The sequence below is a fragment of the Flavobacterium sp. RSSB_23 genome, from assembly GCF_051547145.1.
Classification (GTDB): Bacteria; Bacteroidota; Bacteroidia; order Flavobacteriales; family Flavobacteriaceae; genus Flavobacterium.
Genome location: NZ_JBPTTO010000006.1, coordinates 119,024 through 140,494, shown reverse-complemented (window position 1 = coordinate 140,494; position 21,471 = coordinate 119,024). Strand labels below are relative to the sequence as shown.

At 33.8% G+C, this 21,471-nt stretch carries 21 protein-coding genes; 8 read left to right on the top strand and 13 right to left on the bottom strand.

The window, feature by feature from the left end; translation table 11 throughout:
* The first annotated feature begins 14 nt into the window (after window positions 1–14).
* The 4 genes from ACSVH9_RS11120 to tsaB all read left to right on the top strand — a co-directional run bounded on the left by ACSVH9_RS11120 (window position 15) and on the right by tsaB (window position 4,692).
* Entirely contained in the window at window positions 15–1,130 is a 1,116-nt protein-coding gene (locus ACSVH9_RS11120; protein ID WP_298296900.1) for an efflux RND transporter periplasmic adaptor subunit, read from the top strand.
* Between the two features lie 81 nt (window positions 1,131–1,211).
* Window positions 1,212–2,648: a TolC family protein gene (locus tag ACSVH9_RS11115; RefSeq protein WP_438063773.1), complete on the top strand. Its 1,437-nt coding sequence runs from the start codon at window positions 1,212–1,214 to the stop codon at window positions 2,646–2,648.
* A 6-nt stretch (window positions 2,649–2,654) separates the two neighbouring features.
* The gene (locus tag ACSVH9_RS11110; protein WP_300976927.1) at window positions 2,655–3,950 is read left to right on the top strand and encodes an efflux RND transporter periplasmic adaptor subunit; all 1,296 of its coding nucleotides are present in this window, start codon (window positions 2,655–2,657) and stop codon (window positions 3,948–3,950) included.
* A 76-nt stretch (window positions 3,951–4,026) separates the two neighbouring features.
* Window positions 4,027–4,692 (top strand): tRNA (adenosine(37)-N6)-threonylcarbamoyltransferase complex dimerization subunit type 1 TsaB, encoded by a 666-nt coding sequence (gene tsaB, locus ACSVH9_RS11105; RefSeq protein WP_438063772.1) that lies wholly within the window; start codon window positions 4,027–4,029, stop codon window positions 4,690–4,692.
* A gap of 2 nt (window positions 4,693–4,694) precedes the next feature.
* Here the strand turns inward: tsaB and ACSVH9_RS11100 are convergent, their stop codons facing one another.
* The 3 genes from ACSVH9_RS11100 to ACSVH9_RS11090 form a co-directional block, all read right to left on the bottom strand.
* Window positions 4,695–5,519, bottom strand: a complete 825-nt coding sequence (locus tag ACSVH9_RS11100; RefSeq protein ID WP_438063771.1) for a mechanosensitive ion channel family protein — start codon at window positions 5,517–5,519, stop codon at window positions 4,695–4,697.
* 77 nt (window positions 5,520–5,596) lie between these two features.
* Window positions 5,597–6,040, bottom strand: a complete 444-nt coding sequence (locus ACSVH9_RS11095; RefSeq protein WP_438063770.1) for a YtxH domain-containing protein — start codon at window positions 6,038–6,040, stop codon at window positions 5,597–5,599.
* A 156-nt stretch (window positions 6,041–6,196) separates the two neighbouring features.
* Window positions 6,197–7,090 (bottom strand): NifU family protein, encoded by an 894-nt coding sequence (locus ACSVH9_RS11090; protein ID WP_438063769.1) that lies wholly within the window; start codon window positions 7,088–7,090, stop codon window positions 6,197–6,199.
* Window positions 7,091–7,246: 156 nt separating this feature from the next.
* Here ACSVH9_RS11090 and ACSVH9_RS11085 point away from each other — a divergent pair, with 156 nt between their 5' ends.
* Both ACSVH9_RS11085 and ACSVH9_RS11080 read left to right on the top strand, forming a co-directional pair.
* Complete coding sequence (locus ACSVH9_RS11085; protein ID WP_438063768.1) at window positions 7,247–8,245, top strand: PorP/SprF family type IX secretion system membrane protein; 999 nt, start codon at window positions 7,247–7,249, stop codon at window positions 8,243–8,245.
* Window positions 8,246–8,264: 19 nt separating this feature from the next.
* Window positions 8,265–8,789: a gamma carbonic anhydrase family protein gene (locus ACSVH9_RS11080; protein WP_438063767.1), complete on the top strand. Its 525-nt coding sequence runs from the start codon at window positions 8,265–8,267 to the stop codon at window positions 8,787–8,789.
* Here the strand turns inward: ACSVH9_RS11080 and ACSVH9_RS11075 are convergent.
* The 5 genes from ACSVH9_RS11075 to ACSVH9_RS11055 all read right to left on the bottom strand — a co-directional run bounded on the left by ACSVH9_RS11075 (window position 8,784) and on the right by ACSVH9_RS11055 (window position 12,775).
* Complete coding sequence (locus ACSVH9_RS11075; protein ID WP_438063766.1) at window positions 8,784–9,506, bottom strand: LytR/AlgR family response regulator transcription factor; 723 nt, start codon at window positions 9,504–9,506, stop codon at window positions 8,784–8,786. The two genes, ACSVH9_RS11080 and ACSVH9_RS11075, sit on opposite strands and share 6 nt — an antisense overlap.
* A 9-nt stretch (window positions 9,507–9,515) precedes the next feature.
* Window positions 9,516–10,304, bottom strand: coding sequence for a sensor histidine kinase (locus ACSVH9_RS11070; protein ID WP_438063765.1), 789 nt, complete (start codon window positions 10,302–10,304; stop codon window positions 9,516–9,518).
* A gap of 295 nt (window positions 10,305–10,599) precedes the next feature.
* Entirely contained in the window at window positions 10,600–10,959 is a 360-nt protein-coding gene (locus tag ACSVH9_RS11065) for a DUF4907 domain-containing protein (RefSeq protein ID WP_438063764.1), read from the bottom strand.
* Window positions 10,946–11,941 (bottom strand): Kelch repeat-containing protein, encoded by a 996-nt coding sequence (locus tag ACSVH9_RS11060; RefSeq protein ID WP_438063763.1) that lies wholly within the window; start codon window positions 11,939–11,941, stop codon window positions 10,946–10,948. Before ACSVH9_RS11060 ends, ACSVH9_RS11065 begins: the two co-directional genes overlap by 14 nt.
* Window positions 11,942–11,956: 15 nt before the next feature.
* Window positions 11,957–12,775, bottom strand: coding sequence for a DUF6268 family outer membrane beta-barrel protein (locus ACSVH9_RS11055; RefSeq protein ID WP_438063762.1), 819 nt, complete (start codon window positions 12,773–12,775; stop codon window positions 11,957–11,959).
* A gap of 228 nt (window positions 12,776–13,003) precedes the next feature.
* On the opposite strand from ACSVH9_RS11055, the gene ACSVH9_RS11050 reads away from it, so the two are divergent.
* Both ACSVH9_RS11050 and ACSVH9_RS11045 read left to right on the top strand, forming a co-directional pair.
* A complete protein-coding gene (locus tag ACSVH9_RS11050) occupies window positions 13,004–14,338 on the top strand; it encodes a DUF4270 family protein (RefSeq protein ID WP_438063761.1) in 1,335 nt (444 codons plus the stop codon).
* Window positions 14,338–15,573: an aromatic hydrocarbon degradation protein gene (locus ACSVH9_RS11045; RefSeq protein ID WP_438063760.1), complete on the top strand. Its 1,236-nt coding sequence runs from the start codon at window positions 14,338–14,340 to the stop codon at window positions 15,571–15,573. Before ACSVH9_RS11050 ends, ACSVH9_RS11045 begins: the two co-directional genes overlap by 1 nt.
* Here ACSVH9_RS11045 and murI read toward each other — a convergent pair.
* The 5 genes from murI to ACSVH9_RS11020 all read right to left on the bottom strand — a co-directional run bounded on the left by murI (window position 15,570) and on the right by ACSVH9_RS11020 (window position 21,471).
* Complete coding sequence (murI, locus tag ACSVH9_RS11040) at window positions 15,570–16,346, bottom strand: glutamate racemase (protein ID WP_438063759.1); 777 nt, start codon at window positions 16,344–16,346, stop codon at window positions 15,570–15,572. The two genes, ACSVH9_RS11045 and murI, sit on opposite strands and share 4 nt — an antisense overlap.
* Window positions 16,347–16,436: 90 nt before the next feature.
* A complete protein-coding gene (locus ACSVH9_RS11035) occupies window positions 16,437–16,934 on the bottom strand; it encodes an OmpH family outer membrane protein (RefSeq protein WP_159690294.1) in 498 nt (165 codons plus the stop codon).
* Between the two features lie 20 nt (window positions 16,935–16,954).
* Window positions 16,955–17,995, bottom strand: a complete 1,041-nt coding sequence (locus ACSVH9_RS11030; protein ID WP_438063758.1) for an OmpH family outer membrane protein — start codon at window positions 17,993–17,995, stop codon at window positions 16,955–16,957.
* A gap of 37 nt (window positions 17,996–18,032) precedes the next feature.
* Complete coding sequence (locus ACSVH9_RS11025) at window positions 18,033–20,798, bottom strand: BamA/OMP85 family outer membrane protein (RefSeq protein ID WP_438063757.1); 2,766 nt, start codon at window positions 20,796–20,798, stop codon at window positions 18,033–18,035.
* Window positions 20,731–21,471 (bottom strand): isoprenyl transferase, encoded by a 741-nt coding sequence (locus ACSVH9_RS11020; protein ID WP_438063808.1) that lies wholly within the window; start codon window positions 21,469–21,471, stop codon window positions 20,731–20,733. Before ACSVH9_RS11020 ends, ACSVH9_RS11025 begins: the two co-directional genes overlap by 68 nt.

The window sequence follows — 21,471 nt, the reverse complement described above, 5'->3', positions numbered from 1 at the left end:
TAACCATATTTACAATGAAAAAAGGAATAACTATAACTGTATTAGTCGTAATAGCACTAGTTTTTTTTGGCGCTTTGTACTACTTGTATACTAAAAATCAGGAGCCACCGGTAGTTTTTCAAACCGATAAAACAGAAAATAAGACTATTGTAAAAACAACTATCGCTACAGGTAATATCGTTCCTGATGAAGAGGTGTTGATTAAGCCAAATATTTCTGGAATTATTGAAGAAGTATACATTAAAGCTGGCGAAACGATTAAAGCTGGCGATTTGATTGCTAAAATTAAAGTAGTAGCGAATGTTTCTACTTTGAATAACACTCAAAATCAAGTACAAACGGCAAAAATCGATTTGGATAACCAAGAAAAATTATTCCAAAGGCAAAAAACATTATTCGACAAAGGTGTGATTTCTGCTAATGATTTTGACGCTGCTCAAGTAGCATATAAACAAGCAAAACAAAACTATGTTGCAGCTAAAAAAAGCAACGATATCGTAAAAACAGGTACTACATCTGGAATGGGTAACTATGCGAACACTTTGATTCGTTCTACCGTTAACGGAATGGTATTAGATGTCCCTGTTAAAGTAGGAAATCAAGTTATTGAAAGTAACAATTTCAATGAAGGAACGACTATTGCAAGTGTAGCCGATGTTGGAAGAATGATTTTTGTTGGTAAAATCGACGAATCTGAAGTGGGTAAAATAAAAGAAAATTTGCCAATTGAGATTACTGTTGGTGCTATCGAAAATAAAAAATTCGATGCAGTTTTGAATTACATTGCTCCAAAAGGAAAAACCGAAAATGGCGCGATTCAATTTGAAATCAAAGCCAAAATGACCAATCGCGATAACACCTTTATTAGAGCAGGATTAAGCGCAAACGCTTCTATTATTTTGGAAAAAGCCGATAAAGTTTTGGCTATCAAAGAAGCGTTAGTCCAATTTGATAAAAAAACTCAGAAACCTTATGTTGAAGTCCAAACAGGACCCCAAAAATTTGTTCGTAAAGATTTGGTTTTGGGTGTAAGCGATGGAATTTATGTTCAGATAAAAAGCGGAATTAAGGCTACAGACAAAATAAAAGTATGGAATCAAGGATTGTTAACCGAAGAGCCCAAGCCGTAATTAAGCCCCACAAACTAGTTGCTAATTTTGAAAAAATGTTAAATTTGTGCAGTATATTTGTTGCACTTTCATTCCCGATTTATGAAAAAAAATAATTATTTAAGTTTAGTGTTCTTTTTGTTCGCTTCCGTTGTTGGAACTGCACAAACTAAAACCTGGACTTTAGAAGAGTGTGTAAAATATGCGATAGAAAATAATATTTCTATCAAAAACACCGAGCTAGACACAAAGACTGCTGATATCAATAAAAGAGGAGCTAAAGGTAATTTTTTACCTTCTGTAAATGCTAATGCTTCCCACTCTTGGAATATTGGTTTGAACCAAAATATAACGACAGGACTTTTAGAAAATCAAACCACACAATTCTCTTCTTTAGGAGCTACAGTAGGCGTGGATATTTACAAAGGCTTACAAAACCAAAACAACCTCAGAAGAGCTAATTTGGCTATTGTGGCTTCTAAATACCAATTGCTAAAAATGCAAGAGGATATTGCTTTGAATGTAGCCAACGCTTTTTTGCAAGTTTTATTCAATAAAGAAAATTTAAAAGTTCAAAAGGAGCAACTAGCCATTACCGAAAAGCAATTAACCCGTTCAGAAGAATTAGTTAAAGCAGGTTCTATTCCAAGAGGCGATGTATTAGACATAAAAGCAACCGTTGCAACTAATAATCAAAATGTAGTTACAGCAGAAAATGCCTTATTGATTTCGAAGTTAAGTTTAGCGCAATTGTTGCAATTAAAGGAGTTTTATGACTTTGATGTTATAGATAATACTTCTCTTAAAGATGAAAATAATATTTTAGGGCAACCAGTTATCACTATTTACGATAAAGCTAAAGAAACTAGAACTGAGTTGAAAATTGCAAAAACGAATCTAGAAATAGCCGAGAAAGATGTGGCGATTGCCAAAGGAGCTTTTCAACCCACTTTGCAAGGATTTTATAATTTTAATACAAGGGCTGCTTATTCCGACCAAATAGTTGGATCTAGAATTGATCCTTCTGACCCAACGACAAGAATTGGTTTTGTTGAGGGAACCAATCAAATTGTTTTGAAACCAAATAATATTCCTGTTTTAGGAGGACCAGATTCTGTTTGGGATCAATTTAAAGACAATAAAGGACAAGCATTTGGTTTACAACTTTCTGTTCCTATTTTTAATGGTTGGTCAGTAAAAAATAATGTTGAGCGTAACAAAGTCAATTTAGAAAAATCTAAAATAGCTTTAGAACAACAAGAATTAGATTTACAAAGAAATGTGTATACTGCTTTTACCGATGCTAAAGGAGCTTTAAAAACACACGAGTCGGCTGTTGTTGCTTTAGAGTCAAGACAAGAAGCTTTCAATTATGCTAAAGAGCGTTATGCGGTGGGGATGATGAATTCCTTCGATTTTAACCAAGCGCAAACATTGTTGACCAATGCTCAATCTGAAGTAATCAGAACCAAATACGACTATATCTTTAAAATTAAAATACTCGAATTCTATTTTGGAATTCCAATCTTAAAAAACTAATACATTATGTCTAAGAAAACTATTTATATACTTTTAGCCGTTGCCGTTGTCTTAATAGGAACCTTAGTAGGGCTTTCCAAATCGGGAGTAATTGGAAATAAAGATAAAGGAACCGAAATTGAAATTGCCAATGTGGCTGCATCTACCATTGTAGAAACCGTTTCTGCTACTGGAAAGATTCAACCCGAAATTGAAGTGAAAATATCTTCTGAAGTATCTGGAGAAATTATTGCATTGAATGTAAAAGAGGGACAAGTGGTGAAAAAAGGAGATTTATTGGTTAAAATAAATCCAGATTTATACACCTCTAGTTACAACAGAACAGTATCCAACTTGTCAGGAACCAAAGCAGGTTTAAACCAATCTGAAGCTTCTTACAAAGAAGCCAAAGCCAATTATGACCGAAACAAATCATTGTATGATAAAGGTATTATTTCAAGAGCAGATTGGGACAAAGCGGTAGCTTCTTTTGAAGTGGCCAAAGCCAATAAGCAAAATGCTTATTACAACGTACAGAGTGCTTCTGCTACAGTCCTTGAAGCTAAAGATAACTTAGGCAGAACCACTATTTATGCGCCTGCTGATGGTACTATTTCTGTATTGAATGTAGAATTAGGAGAACGTGTTTTGGGAACGCAACAAATGGCAGGAACCGAGATTTTACGAGTAGCCAATTTGAACAATATGGAGGTTGAAGTAGATGTAAACGAAAATGACATTGTAAAAATAAAGGTTGGTGACAAAGCGAACGTAGAAGTAGACGCCTATTTGAAAAAGCAATTCAAAGGGGTAGTGACTAGTATTTCAAATTCGGCGAGTTCCACTTTAACGGCTGATCAGGTGACTAACTTTAAAGTAAAAGTTAGAATTTTGAAAGAGTCTTATCAAGATTTATTAGAAGGTAAGCCAAGTACTTATTCCCCTTTTAGACCTGGAATGACTGCTACAGTTGATATTATTACCAATACTAAATCGAATATCTTAACTGTGCCAATTAGTTCAGTTGTGGTAAAATCAGATACGGCTGCGGTAAAAGAAATTAAAGTGGAGGATCCTAATGACGAAAAATCTAAACCGAAAAGCGATAAAAAATTCGAATGTGTTTTTGTAAAAGTAGGAAACAAAGCGAAGATCAGAATTATTAAAACAGGTATTCAGGATGATACCAATATTGAGGTGCTTTCGGGATTGAAAAAAGGAGATGTGGTCATTACAGGGCCTTACACAACGGTTTCTAAAGAGCTCAATTCTGGCGACAAAGTCTCTTTGAAAACAGACAATGCAAAAGAAGGAAAGAAATAAAATAATAGTCTAACAACTTAAAAAATCACAATCGTAAAAAAAGATTGTGATTTTTTAAGTTTATACAATTTACGTTTTGGCATACTTATTAAATATTGAAACAGCTACTAAGAATTGTTCCGTGTCTTTGGCAAAAGATGGGAGTACGCTTATATGCAAAGAAATTGCTGAGGAAGGATTTTCTCACGCCGAACGCTTACACGTTTTTATTGAAGAAATAATTCGAGAAGCAGGAATTGCATTTCAAGACCTTAGTGCCATTGCTGTGAGTCAAGGTCCTGGGTCTTATACTGGATTACGAATTGGTGTTTCGGCGGCCAAGGGCTTGTGTTATGCTTTGGATATACCGTTGATTGCGATTGATACCTTGCAAACTTTAGCTAGACAAGTAAAGCAAACCGATGGTTGTATAGTTCCAATGATTGATGCCAGAAGAATGGAAGTATACAGTGCTATTTTTGATGCCAATTATGATCAGAAGAGAGCCATCCAAGCCGAAGTGATCACTGAAAATTCGTTTGCCGATAGTAAAGAGACCCTCTATTTTATTGGGGATTGCAATGAAAAATGTAAAACGGTACTTTCCGCTCCTAATTTTGTCTTTTTAGAAGGGATTCAGTATCCTTCTGCTAAAGAAATGAGTGCTTTGAGTTTTGAGAAATATCAAAAAAGCGACACCGTAGATGTCGCTTATTTTGAACCTTTTTACTTGAAAGATTTTATGATTACTACCAAAAAGTAATATTAGTTTTGAGCTGATGATTCTCTAATATAGGGTTGGATTACAATACCAGCAGCATCAAAAGCTAGTTTGCAATTTTCTAAAGTTTCTGAAAAAACAGCACCAAAATCTTCATTTTTAGCCCAAGGGCGCACCGCTAGTTGAATGGCGTTATCAGTTAAGTTTTTCACGCCAACTTCTGGTGCAGGGGTAGTCAATACTTTTGGGTTGCTTCGCATAACTTCTGCTATAATTTCTTTAGCTTTCTTAATATCTGTTTCATACGAAATAGCGATGGTCAAGTCAGCTCTGCGTTGTCCTTGTGTCGAATAATTGATAATAGTCCCGTTGGATAAAATTCCATTGGGGATAAAAATGGTTTGATTGTTTGCGGTCACTAGTTTAGTCACAAAAATTTGAATTTCTAAGACCGTAGCAATCTGACCTTGAGCTTCGATAGTATCGCCAACTTTGAAGGGTTTAAAAAGAATAATCAACATTCCTCCCGCAAAATTAGAAAGAGAGCCTTGAAGTGATAAACCAACGGCCAATCCCATAGCTCCTAAGATGGCAACAAAAGAAGAGGTTTCTACGCCAAGCTTCGATATGAAAGCAATAAACAAAAGGATTCGCAATGCCCAAATCAGAATATCAGCTAAAAATTTTGTGAGTGTAGGATCTAGTTCTCTTTTAATCATTATTTTTTTGATCAACCGAGTGATTAATCGGATAGCGTAAATACCGACAATTAGAATTACAAATGCCGATATGATTTTTGGAGAATAATCAAGAACTGCATTCCAAAGTAGCGAAGCGTAATTGGTTAATTGGTTTGGGTTTACTTCCATAATACCTGTTTTTTAATTAAAAAAAACCTTCTCAATGAGAAGGTTTGGTGATATGCAAAAGTACAATTTTTTAGAATTTATTTAGTAGTATCATCTACGTCTTTTTTAACTTCTTCCGCTTTTTCGGTTACATCTTCTGCTGCTTTCTCTGTTGCTGCTGAAGTTTTTTCTTTTACTTGATCAACCAAGTCTCCTATAGCTGTTTCAGCTTTATCAGCATATTCACTGATGGTTTCTTTGGCTTGATTGGCATACTCTTCTGCTTTTTCAATAACAGGAGCAGCGGCTGTAGTAACTTTATCAATAGTTTCGTCTGCGAATTTTTCTGCTTTTTCAAAGTATGGTGCAGAGGTCTCTTTTACCTTTTCTAAGGATTCATCTGCAAACTTAATGGCACTATCGATATGAGGTGCTGCGGCTTCTTTTACTTCTTCAAAAGTAGATTCTGCTTCTTTAGCTAATTCTGATGCAGATTCTTTTGCTGATCCAAATAGATTTTTAAAAAACGATGTTACTCCCATGGTATTTGATAGTTAAAATTAGTATTACAATGATAAACAATTTATTATTAAAAATTTTATTTTTTGGTTTTAAAATAACTGAAAATTAACTATTTAGATATTTTGGAAATAAAAAAAGCGCCTCATTTGAGACGCCTAATGTGATGTAGACTGAAATTATACTGCTTCTACTTTTATATTGTCATTATTCAACATGCTTTTTAGCATGTTTTCAATCCCGCTTTTTAAAGTGAAAGTTGAAGAAGGACATCCATTGCAAGCTCCTTGCATCATTACTTTTACAGTATCAGTTTGGTCGTCATAAGAATCAAAAACAATATTACCACCATCGGCTGCTACAGCAGGTTTTACATATTCTTCTAAAATGTTGATGATTTTTTGTGACGTTTCGTCAAGGCTGTCAAAGTTTGCATCTTTTACCTTTTCGTCTTTTAATGCAATATCCAAAAGCGATTCGTCGATAACTGTTCCTCCATTTTCAATGAATTGTTTGATGAAAGTTCTTAGTTCTAAGGTAATTTCTTGCCAGTCGTTGATTTCGTATTTTGTCACCGAAACATAGTTCTCGTCAATAAAAACCTCTTTAACATACGGAAATTTGAATAATTCTTGTGCCAAAGGGGAAGAGGAGGTTTGGTCAATGTTTTTGTATTCTACAGGAGTTTTGGTAAGCATTCTACTTACTACAAATTTTAATGCTGCAGGGTTTGGAGTCGTTTCTCCGTATACCGTGATAGGTTGTTTTTTACTTTTATTTTCGTCAACGGTTAAGATTGTTCCTCCGTCATTGACAAATTTCTCGATTTGTTCTGCAACAGCATCTTTTACATCCTCCCATTCTACAATGCTAAAGCGTTCTATAGCAATAAAATTCCCTGAAATATACACTGTTTTTACAAATGGCAAATAGAATAATTGTTGGGCTAAAGGAGAGTTTTTGGTCTCATCTATGTTCTTGAATTCATAGTTTTCATTTTGTGTAATGAAATCTGGAAATTCGAATTTCAATATTGTTGGATTTTGGGTTTCCTTTATAGTTATTTTTGTCATGGCTTATTATTTTTTGCAAAATTACTAAAGTTATTTTCTACTAATACCTATATTTGGTTTTTTATAAGATTAATTGATAAAAACAAGAATAATAAGCAGGAACTCCACTCATTTGTCTTGTTTCTGGTCTATCAATTTCATTAATAGTATTTCTAAATGTATACAAAAATTAAGTTTTTAAGTCTTGTTCTTTTTGTAATAGGCTTTGCCAATGCACAAGAAGGTATTCCTGTTTATTCTGATTATTTATCTGACAATTATTACTTGATTCACCCTTCTATGGCTGGTGCTGCTAATTGTGCTAAGGTGCGTTTAACGGCGCGTAAGCAATGGTTTGGACAAGAAGATGCACCACAATTGCAAACTTTAAGTTTTAATGGTCGTGTATCGGATAGAGCAGGGGCTGGAATTATTGTTTTTAATGATAAAAATGGCTACCATTCTCAAAAAGGATTAAAAGTGTCTTATGCCTATCATTTGTTATTCTCTCGTGATGAAATAGATTTGAATCAATTGTCTTTCGGATTGAGTGCAGGAGTAATCCAAAGTCAGTTGGATGAAACCGAGTTTTTGAACTCAGGAGATTTTGACCCGAATATTAATGGAACGATTGTACAACGTGATTCCTATCTGAATTTTGATTTTGGTGCTTCTTACAATTATTTAAATTTCTATGCTCATGGAACAATTAAAAATGTAGTTGAGACCAGACGAGAAATTTACAGTGTCTATGAAAGTGATAATTTGAGAAAATACTTGTTGAGTGCAGGTTATGTTTTTGGTAACAAAGAGCGAGTTTTATGGGAGCCATCAGTTTTATTTCAATTGACTGAAAAAACTCAAGAAAAAACAATCGATATTAACTTGAAAGCATACAAGAATCTGGATTTTGGTAGCTTATGGGGAGGATTGTCTTATCGTAGAACTTTGGATGGCGCTGAATATGTTAAGAATAATAGTGTTGCTACACAAAAACTACAATTTTTTAGCCCTATAGTTGGTTTAAATTATAACAACTTTATGATAGCTTATACTTATTCGCAGGTAGCTGGTGCTGTTCGTTTTGACAATGGTGGATATCATCAAATTACGCTAGGTTTGAACCTGTTTTGTAAGCGAGAAAAATACGAATGTAATTGTCCTGCAATTAATTAATTTCTTCAAATTTCAAGTTATGTTGATTAAAGCTGTAAATGGAAAATCACCGCAAATTCCTGACGATTGTTATGTCGCTGAAAATGCAACTATAGTTGGTGAAGTTTCCTTTGGTGAATCTTGTAGTGTATGGTTTAATGCAGTAATAAGAGGAGACGTTAATTCAATTTCGATTGGAAATAAAGTCAATATTCAAGATGGAGCAGTAATACATTGTACTTACCAAAAGCATCCAACAGTAATTGGAAACAATGTCTCAATTGGTCATAATGCAATTGTGCATGGTTGCACAATTCATGACAACGTTTTAATTGGAATGGGAGCTATCGTAATGGATAATTGTGTTGTCGAGAGCAATGCAATTGTGGCAGCGGGTTCCGTAATTACTCAAAATACAGTGGTGCCTTCGGGAACAATTTTTGCTGGAGTTCCTGCCAAAAAAGTAAAAGATATCAATCAATCTGATTTTGCTGGCGAAATCGAACGTATTTCTAATAATTACGTGATGTACTCAAGCTGGTTTAAAGAGGAAAACGAATTATAGATTGATACGCTGAAAGAATTCGTTTTTATAGCCTTCACTAATTGGAATTCGCTTGTCAGTAATCATTACTTTATTTTTCTGAATGGATTTAATATGTTTGATATTGATGATGTAAGAACGATGAGTTCTCGCAAATCCTTTTGGAGAAAGCAACCCTTCTAATTTTATTAAACTCGTTAGTGTCAACGTAAACTTTTTATCGGTAGTGTAAATTTTTACATAATCCTTTAATCCTTCGATGTATAAAATATCATCAAAGTTTAATTTCACATTCTCATATTCAGCTCTAACAAATATAAAATCGTGCTCTACTTCTGGTTGTGATAAAGGCGCTTGGTTTATTGGTGCTTGTACTGGTAGAAACAATTGTTGGGCTCGCGAAACAGATTTTAAAAAACGATGAAACGGAATGGGTTTTACTAAATAATCAACTGCGCCAAGATTAAAGCCTTCTACTGCATAATTAGAATATGCGGTGGTGAAAATAATCATTGGTTTTTTTTCTAATGCGTTGATGAATTCAATTCCATTAAAATGAGGCATTTCTATGTCCAAAAAAATCAAATCAATTGGTAGTGTATTTATTTTTGCCAAAGCATCAATGGCGTTTGAAAACGTGGTTACGAGTTCTAAATAATCAATTTTCGACACAAAGTCTTGAAGTAATTCTACTCCTAGAGGTTCGTCGTCAATAATTACGCATTTAATCTTTGTCATTTTCTTCAATTAATTTTGGATTTTATCCAGATGTAAACTCAAATGAACAGTGTATTTATTTCCCGTTTCACTAATAGTGAGCTTGTGGGAATTGGGATATAAAAGTTTTAATCTACTTTCGATATTAGACAAACCTATACCTGAATTTTTAGGGTCGATAGTTATTTTTTCTACTTTGTTTTCTACGAAAAAATCCAAATCGTTGTCCACAATCGAAATTCTTATTTTGACATAAGCAGCCCCTTTGTAATCGGTTCCGTATTTAAAAGCATTTTCAATAAATGAAATCAATAACAAGGGTTCAATAAATTTGTTTTTGGTGTCTCCGTGAACATTTATTGTGATGTTTTCGATATTATTTAGCCTCAGTTTCTGCAAATCTATATAATTCTTGATATAGTTGATTTCATTTTCCAGAAAAACATATTTATTGTCGGTTTCATAGAGCATATAGCGCATAAGTTCCGAAAGGGTGACTATAGCATCAGGTACTAAATCCGATTTTTTATGAGCTAACGAATAAATACTATTAAGCGAGTTGAACAAAAAATGGGGATTGGTTTGTTTGCGTAAATAGATTAAGTCAGAGGCGTTTTTTTGAGCTTCGGCAATGAGTTTATTCTGTTGATTGCTATAGTACTCCGATAATATTTTGATAATAGTACTAATTGCAGTTAATAGAATATAGAATAAAGAGGGAAGGATTTTGAAAAAAAGAGGCGGTTTCTTCATTCTAGGAATCTCTCGGCCGTTTGTTATTTTTATTATGTTTTGAATGCCTTTATCTTGAAAATCCATTTGAAATTCAGGGATAAAGTATAAGATTCTTATACTCGTGAAAAGGGTTATAATTGTGAAAAGAATAAAAAAATAGGCAAAGTACTTCTTTTGAAGTAAAAGCTGTGGCACGCAATAAGTATAGTTAAAATAAAACAAAAGTATTCCGGTAAACCATTGAAGATAAAAATCAATGTTGATATGAAATGGCCCTTCATAAAATTGAGCTAAAGAAACTATTATAAAAAAACACCAAATCAAGCCTTGAACTAGAAAGCTGTTTGAGGTGTTGTTTTTTAAAATATTGAGGTTCATGCTAGATTTTTATGGCTAATAAAACAATATCTTTTTTAGTTATTGTTGGCGACAGATTATGATTTAATTTATCGAGAACCAAAGTACCTAATTTTAGGGCATCTTTTTCGGTTTCAAAACTTTTTTCTTTACTAATCACCGGTATAATAGTTTGTTTGATGATGGTTTTGTCACCAAGTGTTATGGTGTAGCCCCAGCCATTATTGACTTTTATTGTTTCGAGTTGGTACTCTTTTTTTGGGCTACAAGCATACAGAAAAAATGCGAATACTAAGGCTAGAATGCCATTTTTATACTTTATTTTTAAAAACTGCTGACCATTTTGCCAGCAGTTTTTAGTTAAAACATTAATTATCATCATCGTTTTGTTCTTCTAAAGGTTTGAATTCCCAAGTGTCGTCAAAATATGAAGTCCCTGATTTTCCTAATAATACAAAACCTCTTTGATTGATTGAAAAACCAATAGCATCCGTTCTTCCTGAACCTTCTAGAGAAGTTCTTTCTTTCCAAATATCAGTGCTTGGATTGTATTCCCAAATTGATTTTGCATTTTCGCCAACTGCAATGTAGCCCAATCCATTCATAGAGAAACTCGAAGCATTGCTTCTGGCAATGGTATAATCATCGTGATCGTCTTCGTCATCATCAAGGTTTCTTTTTCTTGTCCAAACTTCGGTTGCGGGGTCAAAAACCCAAAAATCTGTTTGATAAACGCCACTATTGATTCCTGTTCCTAAATATGCTTTATCGTCAATGATAAAAACAGTGGCGTTACGTCTTTTATTTCCGCTAAAGCCATTGGCTAAGGTCCAAGAATCTGTGGTAGCATTGTATTGATAAAAGTCCTTTAAATGGTTTCCATCATATCCAGTCCCAAAATAAGCTTTTCCGCCTACTTGAAATCCTACAGCACCGTATCTAGCGGTTCCTGCAAAATCAGCTTTCTGTGACCAAGTATTGGTTTGTGGATTGTATTCGTAAAAGTCTTTTAAGCGATTCGTTCCATCGTAACCAAGACCTACATAGCCTTTGTCGTTCAAATCAAATGCCGATGCAGAACTTCTACCAACACCAGGGAAATCTGCTTTTTGTTCCCAATAATCACCTTCGGAATTGTACGCCCATAGGTCTTTTAAGTAATCATCTCCCGTGTAACCTGTTGTGATGAAAGCATAAGTGTCGATGACAAAAAATGTAGCACTGGATCGAGCAGGACCATCAAAAGCGGATCTTTTTATCCAGTTTCCCATCAAATCATCATCGTCATCGTCGTTCGAACATCCAATAAAAAATAAACTGCAAATTACAGTTACTAATAGAATTTTTGTTTTAAAGCTATTCATAGAATTAAGTATTTATTAAAGTTTGTATTGTAGACCAATAGCCAGTAAATAGCCATCTTTTATGGGTAATGAAATTGAATTATTTAGTGAAGAGGTAGTTTTATATTCTTTTTGAAAGGAATAGCCACACTTAAAATTGGCCTTCCATCTCTCATCGATTTGACGTTCATAGTTGAGGCTCGAATTAATTTGTGAAAAAGTAAATGTTCCAGTTCCATTGTTGGTATTGAATTGATTCCCTTCATAAGAATGGTTCCAAAAGAATACATTTCGGCTGTTATTTGAATAAGATATTTGACTTTCTGGAAAACCAATTGCCGCTTTTAGTTTGTCATTCACTTGAAAGTGATAGGTAAATGAAGGAAGGATTTTTGGGGTGCCTAATGCTGTACTCCTTAGTATTCCTCCACTCAGACTGTGATGAGGATTAATTTTATAATCTATCAGTATTCCTCCTAATAAAAGAAAGTCATTCCAGCTTGCTTTTTCGTCATAATTAAAGGCTGTGATGACCTTAGCTCGTAGTTGAAAATGGTCATTCACTTTTCGGCTGTATACTAATCGATTTTCAATACTTGAATACTCACTATCGTTCTTGAACGAATAGGCATTTGATTCTTGATTAATATTCGTTTTCGTATAGCTCATATTGTTTTCAATCTCGTTGTTCTTTGACCAATTTTTTTTTAATGTAATTCCAAATGCATTAGTTGTAACCGTTGTTTTTTTGGTTGGTTCAGTTTTTACATTTAAGTAAGGAGTGAGCAGTGTTTGTGCTGAATTTATTTGTGTACTTATCAAAAAAAGAACCGTGACAATTTTTAAAAATCTCATATCATTATCTATTGGGGCAAATCTAGTTTCGATTTGTGGTATTAAAAAAAGAGATAGATAAGTGCCTTGTTTTGCTAGATAGAATAGTCGATTTGTCCGTTGAATGAAAAATAATTTATCAAAAGCGGTTCGTAGCAAAAAACATCCTTTTTGTCGTATAGAAAAGCTTGTTGGTATATGTTATACTCTTGCCTGTATGGGGGTTTTTATATTTGCGAAAAAAAAAAGATGTATCGATTTTTAGTTGTATTTTTTGTTTTTATAGTTGTGATTTCCTGTGATTCTGATGTTGATGAAGGGAAGTTTATTGTTGGGTCAGATTATTTGTCGGTGACCAATAAAGTCTTATTGCTTGATACCTTAACGGTTGATTTGTCTACGATTCAATTGGATTCTTTAATTACATCCAATACGAGTAGAATTTTGGTTGGTAATTATTTAGATCCCCTTTTTGGAAATGTTGTTTCAGAAAGTTATTTTCAATTGACGCCTACTGCTTATGCTATTGAAGATGCCACATCAGATACGAATGCCCCTAATTATGTATTCGATTCAATAGCGATGATTTTAAAATATGATCGATATTATTATGGCGATACTACCAAAGTTCAAAATTTGTCAGTGCACCAATTGACACAAAAAGTAAAACCAGTTTCTATAGATAATTCGGTAACGAGTTTTTACAACAAATCAAAATTAAAATATGAAAGTCAAAGCTTAGGAACATTGGCTTATAGACCAAGACCCATAGGACGAGATTCCTTAAATATAAGGTTGAGTGATAGTTTTGGAAGTGCTTTGTTCTTGAAGTTACAGAAAAAAGAGATTACAGATAGTAATGAACTGATTGATTATTTTAAAGGTATTGTACTCAAAAGTGGTTCTTCAAGTTCAAATTGTGTAGTTGGTTTTGGGACTTCGAGTGTGCTAAGAATGTATTATTCAGATTCTAAATCTAAGATAGAAGAAAAGTCTTTGTACAGAGATTTTACCATTACAGATATAAATAAGCAATTCAATGCCATACAATCCGATAGAACTGGTACTTTGATTGAAAACTTACCTACCTCTAGATTTAATTTGCCCTCAACTAGTGTTTTTAATCAATCGTTTACTCAATCTGGGACTGGTGTTATGAGCCGAGTGAGTTTCCCAAATCTAAAACAACTTCAGTACATCGCAGCGAAGGGCTCAATTATCAAAGCAGAGTTGTTTATTCGACCGATTAAGAATTCGTATTCAAAGTCCTTTCCGTTGGCGGATTCCTTACAGGTCTATACAAGTGATAATCTAAATCGAATCACCTCTAGATTATACGGGAATGATGGAAATCCGGTTTACGGAATTTTAAATACTAAGGAAGATGAATTCAATGAATCCATTGGTTACACAATACCCATCGGAGATTTTTTAAGAAAAGAAGTTTTGAAATTGACAGAAACTAAAGCTTCGTTATTACTCGCGTTGCCAAGCTTTGATAAAGGAGTAAATCGAGTGGTTTTTGGCGACCAAAGCAATAAAGAAAGTAAGCTCCAAGTAAAAATATATTACATTACGTATTAATGAAAAACAGTAAAATTTACGTTGCACTATTGCTATTGATTAGCTCTATGTCTTTTTCACAAAGTATATCCACTTCCCCTTATTCTATCTACGGAATTGGAAATCTTTATCAATCCGATTTTGGTCCGATTCCTTCCTTAGGTTCTTCAGGATTGGCTTTGCCGTCATCAAAGTTTATTAATAATTTGAACCCAGCTTCATTTGGTTTTATGACTACTAACCACTTTTTGTTTGATGTGGGAGGGAAAGTTATTCAGACGGAGTACAAGGACAACGAGACTTCCGAAAGTAGAAACAATGTTCAATTTTCGCATATTGGGTTCGCTTTCCCAGTGACCTCAAAATCAGGAGTTAATATTGTATTGAAGCCATATACTAGTTCTTCTTACAAGATTACAGGTTTGAAATTGCCTATTGAGAATAGTATAGAAAGCTATTATTTGAGTGTTTTAGGAAGTGGTGGACTCAATAATTTTGATGTTTCTTATGGTTATCAGCTATCCAAAAAATGGGCATTGGGTCTTACGACTTCGTTTTTATTTGGGAATACTAATGATACACGAAATTACTATGTAGGAACTACAATTACTACAATAGATAAAGATGTTCACTACAACGGAATTCGCCCTGTTTTAGGACTGCAATACCAGTCTGAGGCACTTCTTAGTTTTGGTGGAGTGGTTAAATTTCCAGCTCAAGTAAATGCTTCTAAAGTACAAACAGTTAGCACGGTCGAAAACGATGTTACAACTCCTTTGCAAACTGATGTTGCTTCCAATCAAGATGATTTTTATATTCCATTTGAGTTGGGAGTAGGGATGAGTGCTAAATTCAAAAACAACTTGCAACTTACTTTAGATTATGAACGTAGTTTTTGGAGTTCAACAAACCAATCTGATTTGTATGGAAGTTTTGTTGATAGTAATCGATTTGCTATCGGATTTTTATATAAAAAACCTAAAGAGCGACTCAGTTATTTTGACCGCGTACAGTATTCGGGAGGATTTAATTTTGATACTGGTTCGCTTGAGGTGAATAATAAAAAAATTGAAGATAAGTCAATCTCCATCGGCTTATCGTTACCAATAGACTATACTTCTAGCGCTTTGAATATATCTTATTCGTATGGGCAAAGAGCAAAGATTAGTGGAGGTTTAATCAAGGAAAATTACCATAAACTATCGTTGAATTTGTCACTTGATGGCATTTGGTTTGTAAAAAAAAAAATAAATTAAAAGTCTTTATAAAGAACTTCATAGTTGTTTTCTAGTATATCAGAAAGAACTTTAGAGTTTGTATTGGTATAAAAAATGGGGTGGCTCTCAGTCAAATTAGAGAGTCCTACTTTTTCTTTTAAAACATTCTGTGTCTGTTTCGCAACTGCCTCTCCAGAATCAATTATTTGAATATGGGGAGGCAGTATTTTTTTTATCTGTGGAATCAAATACGGATAATGACTACAGCCTAAAACTAGATAATCAATATTTGCCTCAATCATTGGTGTAAGATATTCAGTAAGCAATTGATTCATTTCTGTAGAGTCGATGTTACCGCTTTCAATTAGTTGAACCAATCCGTGACCAATTTGTTCAATGATTTTGGTGTCTTGATACATCTCGACTGTTTTGTTGAATAATTCACTGTTTAAAGTGCCTTGAGTGGCAAGAATACCAATCGTTTGAGTCTTAGAATATGTTGCCGCAGGTTTGATGGCTGGTTCAATTCCGATAAAAGGAATATCGTATTTGGCTCTTAATTCTCTAATGGCATTGGTGGTTGCAGTATTACAAGCTACTACTATAAGTTTACATCCCATTTCTAGCAGGAGTTCTGTGTTTTTCATACTCAATGCTATGATTTCCTGTTTGGACTTTTGTCCATAAGGAGCATTCTTACTATCGGCCAAATAAATAGTTTGTTCGTTAGGAAGTAATTTATGGATGGCTCTCCAAATAGAAGTACCACCTATACCAGAATCAAAAACGCCAATGGGTTGGTTATTATTCATAGCAACAAAGTTACTTATTTATACAAATGCTTCAAAAAAAAACTGCTCCAATCAAAAGAGAGGAGCAGTTAAAGTATAGGTAGTTGTTTATTAGAATCCTAAATCTTTTTTAACATCTGCAGTCAAGTCTGGACCGTCTGCTAATAAAAGTGAAGCAGCATCCAAAATGTATTGCATTCCTTTTGCTTTACCAATTTTTTGGATAGATGTTCTTACTTTTTCGTATAATGGTTTAGTAATATCAGATTCTTTTTGTTGCAATTCTTTTTGAGCATTATCTCTGTAAGCTACGATACGTTGTTGCATGTCTTGTACTTCTTTACCACGAGTTTCATTCACGGCATCAGTAACAGTTTTTGCTTCAGCATCGTATTTTTTTAATAAATCTTGATACTCAGTTACCATTTTTTTATATTCTGCATCATAAGTAGTGCTCAATTTTTCTAGTTGTTTTTGAGCATCTAGCATAGCTGGCATTTTAGTCATAATTTCAGCAACATTTACATGTGCAACCTTTGCTTGAGCATTCATTGTATTTGCTCCCAATACTACCATTGCTGCAATTAATAAAGTTTTGATTTGTTTCATTGTTTTAAAAAATTTAGTAATTAATTTCCGTTTGTTTTTTGTTTTAATTCTTCTTCTTTAGCTTTTCTCTGAGCTTCTCTTTCTTCTAATATCTTTTTTCTTTTTTCCTCTAATGCTTTTTTGCGATCGGCTATTTCTTGTTTTTTAGCTTCAGCTGATTTGGCTCTTTCAGCAGCAACTCTTTCCCTTTCAATTTCAACCTCACTTTTTGTTGCTGGTGCAGCAACATCTTTTGCTGTTGTGGCTGTTTTTTCTGTACTAGCCTTGTCAGTGGCTATCTTCTCAGTGGGTGCAGAAACTGTGCCACTTTTTTTAGCTTCTCTTTCTTCTTTTAATTTACGCCTATTCTCTTCGAATTCTTTTCTTTTCTGCTCTTGTAACTGAATACGTTCTGTTAGCGCTTTTTCTCTAGCAGCTTTTTTGGCTTCTATTTGCAATTGACGTTCATTTAACTCTGGATTTTCATCTAGAGCTTCTTGAATTTTTTCTTTAATCTGTTCAGCTTCTAGTTGTTTTTTACTGAGTTGTTCTCGTTTATCGGTATTGTTTAATTTTCGCAATACCTGATCGCTAATGTCGAATCTTTTTGCAGCAAAAAGCATCGTCATATCTGAAGTCTTATCAAAAATAAAATCAAATTTTAAACGTTCTGCAATGTCTTGAACAACAGTGAAAACCTGATCTTGTACTGGTTTTGACAAGGAACTTTTTTGATATATATAATCCCCATTAGCTCCAAACCTTTTTTGTTGATACTCTAATAATTCAGTGTCAAGAAATTTAATTTCGGTTTCTCTTTCCTCTATTAACTCTCTTGTAAGCAATGCTTTTTCAATGGTAAGAGCGTCTTTTAATCTTTTTATTTCGTTTTTTTTAACTTCAATTTCTTGTTTCCAAGTTTGAGCTTTAGCTTCAAGTTGATTGGTCGCGTCAATATAGCCATTTACATTTTGTAAAATGTACTCCATATCTATGTACCCAATTTTTGGTCCTTTGGATTGAGCACTACCAATTACAACTACAAAAAGGGATAAAAATATAAATAAAATATGTTTTCTCATAACTTTATAGTATTGAATATGGTTAGTTTCAATAATTCTAGAATTGTTGGCCAATAATAAAGTGAGTTTCCCAACCATTAGATTTTGTTTGTCCAGGTATTGCGTCAAAACCGTGACCAAAATCGATTCCTAAAAGACCAAATGCTGGCATGAAAACACGCAAACCAAAACCAGCCGAACGACTAAGATCGAACGGATTATAGTTTTTGAAATCTAAATAAGAAGATCCCGCTTCCATAAAGGCTAAAGCATAAATTGATGCCGATGCTTTTAAGGTTATAGGATAACGTAATTCCATCGAAAATTTGTTATACACTGTTGCTCCATCATTTTGACTTCCATTTAATAAAGGAGTCAATGAATTGTTTGGATATCCTCTCAATTGTATGTTTTCTCTACCATCCATTTGAAAGTTTTGCATACCATCCCCTCCTAAGTAGAAACGTTCAAAAGGGATAAGTCCTCTATTTTGATTGTAGGCTCCCAAAAATCCGAATTCACCTAAAGTTCTTAAAACGAATTTTCCATATAGTTTAGTATACCAATCGGCTTTGAATTTAATTTTGTAAAATTCTAACCAGTTGAATTTTTGTTGATCAACTTTTGCAGGGTCAGCAGCAGCATCTTTGTAATCACTTACACTATTTGGTGTTTTACCATTTGTTTGGGTTGGTATGTCTTCTACGTAATCTCCTTTATTAACTATTATCCCGTTATCTCCAACGTAAGAATCTCCAATGCTTCCGTCATATCTGTATTTGTTTTCTTTCAACTCACCTAAATTTTTGTAATTAACTCCGTTAAATAAAGAGTAAGGAGGAGTGAATTTAGCGGTTAAACTAAATTCTGATCCGTAGGTTGGGAAAATTGGATTAAAACCTTTGTTGGTATGAGTGATTCCTAATGTATAGGCTAAGTTATTGGAATAGCCATTTCCAAAACTAAACAATCCAGTGAAATAATTGTTTAAATCATAATTTTGAAAACTAATTGCATGTGATATATAAGTAAAATCATCTGGTACACTTAGACGTTTAGATATTCCAAGTGATAGTGATAACATATTGAAACTTTTGCTTTTATCTGCTCTACTTTGACCTGCGGAGAAGGATTGTAAAAAGTTTTTACTGTAAGATAGTGAAGAGCTAAATGAAACTGGTTTTTTGCCTCCAAACCATGGTTCAGAGAAAGAAATACTGTAGTTTTGGAAAAAAGTACTGGCTTGCAAACGAAGAGATACTTTTTGACCATCACCCATAGGTAGTGGTTTATAGGCCTCTTTGTTGAACATATTTCTTGCTGAGAAGTTATTGAATGAAAGCCCTAAGGTTCCTATGAAGCCTCCACCGCCATAACCTCCTTGTAATTCTATTTGACTAGCGCCTTTTTCTACTAAATGGTATTCAATGTCTACAGTTCCTGCGCCAGCATCAACATTTTTGAATTTAGGATCAATGGCTTCAGGATCGAAAAATCCTAATTGTCCAATCTCGCGAATGGTACGAACCAATTCTTCTTTGCTGTATTTTTCGCCTGGTTTTGTTCTTAATTCACGATAAATAACACGGTCATTAGTTTTGTCATTACCAACTACCGAAATTTTATTAAAATAAGCAATTGGTCCTTCTGTAACACGAATTTCAAAATCGATAGTGTCATTTACTGTTTTTACTTCAACAGCATTGACGTTAGAGAATAAATAACCACTATTTTGGTATAAATTGGTAATGTCTTCGCCATCAGGTTTAGATTTATCGGCAATACGTTTTTCAAGAAGAACACCGTTGTAGGTTTCCCCTTTTTTGATTCCTAAAACTTGAGATAACCCTTGGTCTGAGTATACAGTATTTCCTAGGAATTTTATGTTTCCAAAGTAATATTTGTTTCCTTCTTCAACATTAACTTTAATTTTGATAGCGTTTAGCTCTTTGTCGAAGGCTACAGAGTCCGAAACAATTCTTGCGTCTCTATATCCTTTTTCTTTATAAACGGCAATTACTTTCTCTAAATCTTCCTTATATTTTGCTTTTATGAATTTAGATTTCTTGAAGATACGAGTTAATTTTTTTTGTTTTGTTTCTTTCATTGCAGCTCTTAAAGTCTTGTCGGATAACTTTTCGTTTCCAACAAAATCAATGCTTGCTATTTTGATTTTTGTTCCAGTGTCAACATTGATTAACATATTGACTTGGTTGCTGGTTGCAGAGTCAGCAGGAGTGTTTACAATTACTACTTTGGTGTTGTAAAATCCATCTTTTTTATATTTATTCTCGATGTAGTTTTTAGTCGTAGTGATCAAGTTTTCGTTGACAATCTTACCTTTTGTCAAGTTGTTGTCTTTGATAAGAGCTTCGGTTTTACTCTTCTTTACACCAACAAATTTTACCTCTTTTAGTTTAGGTAATTCTTGGATGTTCAATTCAAGGAAAATGCTGTCGTTTTCTATTTTATTTACATAAAATGAAATCTCATCAAATAAGCCTAGTTTGCCTAATTTTTTAATGGCACTACTGATTTCTTCTCCTGGTACAGTGATTTCTTGTCCTTTTTCGAGGCCTGAGAATGTTACGACTGTTTGTTTGTTGAAGCTTATTTTTCCTGTAACGTCTACGTTAGCGAGGATGTATTTTTTGCCTTGATCAAAAGGGACACGGTCTTGTGCTTTTATTTGTGAAAAACTTCCAAAAAGGATTAAGGTAAGGGCTATTTTTATACTTTTTTGCAACACTAAAATTTTATTTAATTTGTTCACTTGTTTTTCCAAATCTACGTTCTCTCTTTTGATAACTAAGGATAGCCTCATATAAATCTTGTTCTTTAAAATCCGGCCATAAAATATCCGTAAAGTAAAGTTCAGCATAGGCAATTTGCCAAAGCAGGAAATTGCTGATTCTATGTTCTCCACTTGTACGTATTACTAAATCAACATCCGGTAAATTGTGCGTGTAAAGATGCTCATTTATAATTGAATCGTCAATAGCGTCAATTGAAATTATATTATTTTTAACTTTCTCGCTAATTATTCTTACTGCATTTGTTAATTCTTCCCTAGATCCGTAACTTAAGGCTAGGGTTAGCGTCATTGTGTTATTGTTTTTGGTTAAATTAATAACTTCTAAAAGTTGGTTTTGCGCTGTCTTTGGCAGCATCTCAAGATTGCCAATGGCGTTCAGTTTGATGTTGTTATTTTGTAGTGTAGCAACCTCTTTTTTTAATGCATTGATCAATACTTTCATCAAAGTATCTACCTCCAGCTTTGGTCTATTCCAATTTTCAGTTGAAAAAGCATAGAGTGTCAAATTTTCTATACCTATTTCTACACTAGCTTTGATGATTTCTTTTACTGATTTTGTGCCACTTTCGTGGCCAAAGGCTCTTAGAAAGCCTTGTTTTTTTGCCCAACGTCCGTTGCCGTCCATAATTATTGCAACGTGCTTGGGAAGTCTTTCTTTATTTATTTGTTCTAGTAAGTTCAT